Raw genomic sequence first — 3147 nt, forward strand, 5'->3', positions numbered from 1 at the left:
GCTGCTGTGGAGCCGCAGATCAACCGGGTGTTCTTCGGCGCGGTCTTCGCCGTCGGCGACGCCCTCGCCTGCCGCGCGAGCTGTACCAGATCGGCTACGCCCTGATCCGCTTCTGGGAGTAGCCGACCGGGTCGTTCCCGGGCCGGTGCGAGCCGGCCCGGGAACGGCACGACGTCACGGGCGCTGAAGCCGGGCTCTCGGTCTTCGCCGGGTCCCGCTCGGTGACCGGCTCGACGATCTCGTCGATCGCCTTGAGCAGGTCGGCGTCGAGCTTCACGCCTGCCGCCTTCACGTTGTCGTGCACCTGCTCCGGCCGGACGCGCCGACGATCGCCGAGGAGACGTTCGGTTCTGGAGCACCCAGGCGACGGCGAGCTGCGGCATGGTCAGCCCGGCCTGCTCGGCCAGCGGCTTGAGCCGCTGCACGCGGGTGAGCACGTCGTCGTCATGAACCGGGCGATGAACCCGGCGCCGGACTTCTCGTCGGTGGCGCGGGAGCCGGCGGGCGGCGGCTGGCCCGGCAGGTACTTCCCGGACAGCACACCCTGTGCCATCGGCGACCAGACGATCTGGCCGATACCCAGCTCCTCGCTGGTGGGGATCACCTCGGTCTCGATGACCCGCCACAGCATCGAGTACTGCGGCTGGTTCGAGATCAGCGGGATGCGCAGCTCACGGGCGAGCGCGTGCGCCTCGCGCAGCTGGGACGCCTTCCACTCGGAGACGCCGATGTAGTGCGCCTTGCCGGAGTGTACGACGTCGGCGAAGGCCTCCATCGTCTCCTCCAGCGGCGGTGCTGTAGTCGTAGCGGTGGGCCTGGTAGAGGTCCACGTGGTCGGTCTGGAGGCGGCGCAGCGAGCCGTCGATCGACTCCATGATGTGCTTGCGGGACAGGCCGCGGTCGTTGCGGCGGGACCGTTCGGCCAGTAGACCTTGGTGAAGATCTCCAGTCCTTCGCGGCGCTCGCCCTTGAGCGCCCGGCCGAGCACCGACTCGCGCGGATGCCCTGGCCGGGCTGCGTGCCGCCGGGCTGCCGGTGGTGAAGGTCCAGGTGTCCGCAGCCGTCGAGGCGCCCGACCCGGCCGGGGCGAGCGCGGCGCTGCGCCGGTTCGTCGAACCGAGGTTCCTGCCCCAGACCCGGGCGGCCGGTTGCGCGGGCGCCACCGACCCGGCCGATCCGGCGTTCGCGGCCGACGACCTCGACGCCGCACTCGACGCGCGGTTACCAGGGGCGTGGCGGGTGCACTACCACGTGCCGTTGCACGCCCCGCCCGAGCCGCCCCACCGGGAAGCCGCCCCGGCCGTCCCCGACGCCGGGCCGCCCGATGCGGACGCCGCGCGGGGTGATGACCCCGGCCGCGGCCGAACCCCGTGCCTGCCGTTCCGTGCCCCGCCGGAGGGGACCGGCGGACCGGTGGACGACGGCGGGGCCAGGCGGGGCGCGCGGGCGGGGGAGGTCTCGTGCTGATCGCCGTGATCCTCGCGCTGGCCGCCGGCACCTACGGCTTCGGGTTGCCGGGGTGCTGCTACGGGACCGGCTCGACCTGCCGGAGTGGTCGCGCCACCTGCTGCCGGTCGGTGCCGCCACGCTGCTGGCCGCGCTCGGCCGCCACCGGCGGCGCTCATCCCCGAGGCCGGCGGCTTCGCCGGCTACGCCCGGCCCGCCGGTGCTCGTCGGCCTGCTGCTTGCCTGGCGCCGGGTGCCGTTCGTGCTGGTCGTGGTCGCGGCGGCGGCCACCACCGCGGTGCTGCCCTGCTCGGCGTGGCCTGAGTGCGGCATCGGCCCGCACCACATCGGCCCCTCACCGCCGGGGCGGGAGGGCCGATTCGGGGCCGGTCCGGTCAGACCTGGTCGCCGATGTTCACCCGCGGCGGGCGCACGCATCCGGCGAACGTGATCGACCGCATGATCGCGTAGAAGTAGAGCGAGCCGAGCTTCTCGGTGCTCTTCGGGAAGCGCTCGCGGACCAGCCGCTTGATCTTCCGAGAGATCAGGATCGAGTCGATCAGCACGCCGAGGGCCAGCGCACCCCAGAGCACGTTCGACAGCAGCCGCACGATCGGCGGCATGGCCTGGTTGGAGCCGAACAGCACGATCAGCGCACCGCCGAAGAACCCAGGTGCCGATCGTCCGCCGGGAGTCGACCACGTTGCGGGCCAGCAGCCGCTCCGGGCCCCGTTCACGCGGGCCGCCCTCGCGGCGGAACTCCGCGGCGGCCTCGGCGCGGGCGGCACGGCGCTGCGCGCGGGCCTCCTCCTTGGTCAGCGGCTTGGCCGGCGCGGTCGCCTCGACCGGCGACCGGGCCCCCCCGCTTCGGCGTGACCTGCCCTATTTCCTTCTTGCTGGGCGTGTAGCCCCGGGGGCGGGCGGCGGACTCCTCGTCGGTCGTCACAGTGGTGACGGACTCCTCGACGAGGTCGGCGGACTTGCGGCGAAACAGCGACGGCACGCGGCAAGGGTAGCCAACCGGCCGCGCCCGGTGCACATCACGGGTGCACCGGGCGCGGCCGATCGAAAGGCGCGGACGGTCAGGGGCGCTCGACGTGCGCGCCGAGGTCGGCCAGCTTGGCCTCGAAGTCCTCGTAACCGCGGTTGATCAGGTCCACGCCGTACACCCGGAGGTGCCCTCGGCGGCCAGCGCCGCGATCAGGTGGCTGAACCCGGCCGCAGGTCCGGGATGACCAGGTCGGCCGCGTGCAGCTTGCTCGGCCCGGCGATCACCGCGGAGTGCTTGAAGTTGCGCCGGCCGAAGGGCACGGGGTGCCGCCGAGGCAGTCCCGGTAGACCTGGATGTTGGCGCCCATCGTGTTCAGTGCCTCGGTGTAGCCGAGGCCGCTGCTCGTAGACCGTCTCGTGACGATCGACAGGCCCCGGGCCTGGGTGAGCGCGACCACCAGCGGCTGCTGCCAGTCGGTCATGAAACCGGGGTGCACGTCGGTCTCCAGCGCCACCGCGTTCAGCTCGCCGCCGGGTGCCAGAACCGGATGCCGCCCTCCTGGCCCGGGCTGCCGCCGCGCGGCGGGCGCAGGTCGGTGACCTCGTACTCGCCGCCGACCGACCGGAAGATGTTCGGAAGGTCATCATGTCGGCCTGCTGGGCGCCCAGCACCTCGACGTGGCCGCGGGTCGCCAGCGCCGCCGCCGCCCC

At 73.4% G+C, this 3147-nt stretch carries 2 protein-coding genes and 3 pseudogenes; 2 read left to right on the forward strand and 3 right to left on the reverse strand.

The window, feature by feature from the left end:
• Positions 1-94 precede the first annotated feature (94 nt).
• Positions 95-997, reverse strand: a pseudogene (locus KSK32_RS32425) (aldo/keto reductase family protein); the annotation flags it as partial.
• 53 nt (positions 998-1050) lie between these two features.
• On the opposite strand from KSK32_RS32425, the gene KSK32_RS33855 reads away from it, so the two are divergent.
• Positions 1051-1467 (forward strand): hypothetical protein, encoded by a 417-nt coding sequence (locus KSK32_RS33855; protein ID WP_254188927.1) that lies wholly within the window; start codon positions 1051-1053, stop codon positions 1465-1467.
• A gap of 52 nt (positions 1468-1519) precedes the next feature.
• Positions 1520-1897, forward strand: a complete 378-nt coding sequence (locus KSK32_RS33860) for a hypothetical protein (protein ID WP_254188926.1) — start codon at positions 1520-1522, stop codon at positions 1895-1897.
• Here the strand turns inward: KSK32_RS33860 and KSK32_RS32440 are convergent.
• Together KSK32_RS32440 and KSK32_RS32445 are read right to left on the reverse strand one after the other, a co-directional pair.
• Positions 1842-2449: pseudogene (locus KSK32_RS32440) on the reverse strand (DUF3043 domain-containing protein). The gene KSK32_RS33860 and the pseudogene KSK32_RS32440 sit on opposite strands and share 56 nt — an antisense overlap.
• Positions 2450-2528: 79 nt before the next feature.
• Positions 2529-3147 (reverse strand): annotated as a pseudogene (locus tag KSK32_RS32445) (UDP-N-acetylglucosamine 1-carboxyvinyltransferase); the annotation flags it as partial.

It is taken from the genome of Micromonospora sp. WMMB482, assembly GCF_019038635.1.
GTDB classification, from domain to species: domain Bacteria; phylum Actinomycetota; class Actinomycetes; order Mycobacteriales; family Micromonosporaceae; genus Micromonospora; species Micromonospora marina.